2 pseudogenes are annotated in these 1,789 nt (G+C 56.4%); one reads left to right on the top strand and one right to left on the bottom strand.

Annotation, left to right across the window (positions count from 1 at the left end):
* Positions 1-1,073 (top strand): annotated as a pseudogene (locus tag APH30_RS29260) (DEAD/DEAH box helicase); the annotation flags it as partial.
* A gap of 26 nt (positions 1,074-1,099) precedes the next feature.
* Here APH30_RS29260 and APH30_RS27085 read toward each other — a convergent pair.
* Positions 1,100-1,789 (bottom strand): annotated as a pseudogene (locus tag APH30_RS27085) (integrase); the annotation flags it as partial.

Consider the following 1,789-nt stretch of genomic DNA (forward strand, 5'->3'; position numbering starts at 1 on the left):
TGCTCAGGGCGTACTGCCGCGAGCGCCCCTTAACGGATCAGTCCGACCTCTCCGATCAGTTACGTGAAGGCCTTGTCCAAACGGTCGCCATGATCCGCTTGCTGATCAGTGGATGGTTTGAACCGCCTCGGTCTGGAGGCTTGCACGCCTCGACATTGGTGCAGCAGTGCTTGTCGTCGATTGCTCAGCTCGGCGGTGCCTCGGCGGCGCTATTATGGGGAAATCTCATAGCAAGCGGCAGTTTTGCCAGCGTCACGAAGCCTGATTTCCTATCTTTGCTCAAAGGTATGGGTGAGAAGGAGTTGATCGTCCAGGACAGCTCAGGACTTCTGCTGCCAGGCGAGCTCGGGGAGCGTCTGATCAACCACTATGAGTTCTACACCGCCTTCACAAGCGATGAAGAGTTTCGTTTGCTCCGGGATGGCAAGCCACTTGGCTCGCTGCCCGTCAGCAAACCCCTGACCAAGGGCCAACGCATCATTTTTGGCGGCAAACGCTGGCAGGTTCAGGATGTCGACCTTGAAGCGAAGGTGATCATGGTCACGCCGGCGCGGGGCGGCGAGCCTCCTCAGTTTGATGGGCTAAGCGCGCAATTGGATGATCGCGTCAGGCTTGAAATGCGAAATGTGCTGATGGAAACCACCCCCTGTCCCTTCTTGGACAAACACGCTCAAGCCCTCCTGGAGGAGGCTCGGAGTAACTTCCGTGCCCTAGGCCTGGATAGCACGGCGATTGTTGGCTCTGCTTGCGTAAGCCACGTGGCGACCTGGCGAGGGGATTACACCAACGATGCGCTGGCGTTATTACTCAGGCATGTGGGCATTCAGTGCGAAAACAACGGACTCTTCCTGGAGGTTGCTTTCGGTCAGGAAGACACGTTGCGAGCGTTGCGCGTGGTCGGTCAAATGGACGTTTCGGACGTGGAGCCCATATTGGATAGCGTCGAAAACATGATCCGAGAAAAATGGGATTGGGCCCTTCCCCGCTCACTCCTGATGAAGTCGTTTGCCTCAAGCCATCTTGATCTCCAAGCCGCGGTCACCACAGCTCGACTTCTTGCTCTGGAAGCGTAGAGAGGAATGACTATAGCACTACTCTCCTACGATCCGTCGCCCATTTTTTCGAGGTCGGCTTCTACTTTGGCAAGCTTTTGCATCAACTCAGCTTCTCTCAACTTCCCTGCGGCGGCCTCGGACAGGGCATCGCCAGCCTCTTTAGCCTTGGTTTCCAATTGCTGAGAGAGTAGTTCTTTAGCACCTTCTGCTCGGGCGGTCGCAGCATTGGCAATGCCGAGGTCGCCACGCAGCGCTTCTACCTCCTCACGACGCTGTGAGGCTTCCCTGGCATGTTGGCGATTCTCGGCAATGAAGCGCTCGTTATCCCTGATCAAACGGGAGATCTCTTCCTGCTTAACCATCAATGTCTGCTGCAGGACGGTCACCTCTTGCTGCACCTGGTAGACCTGGGACTCATGGCGGCTCAAATCCTGCTCTCGCTGTTCCTTGACCGAAGCACGATAGTGTTCGAGGGCCTCCCGGGCATGCGCATGTTTTTGCTCCAAAGACTGGATCTGCCCGTCCTTCTCTTGAACCCGCACCTCTAGATCAGTGCAGCTCTGGCTGAGCCTGGCGTTCCGGGTGAGCTCGGTCTGCAGCGTGGAATGAGTCGTTTTGAGCTCTTCATCCTGAGTTTGCAGGGCGGACTGCAGCTTGGTGATCTCGTCATTCGCTTGATTCAGCTGCCTTTGAAGTGTACCAACCTCCTGCTTCATTGCCTGGCGCTCAAGATC

Origin of the sequence: Pseudomonas sp. NBRC 111127, from assembly GCF_001320345.1 — a bacterium.
GTDB classification, from domain to species: domain Bacteria; phylum Pseudomonadota; class Gammaproteobacteria; order Pseudomonadales; family Pseudomonadaceae; genus Aquipseudomonas; species Aquipseudomonas juntendi.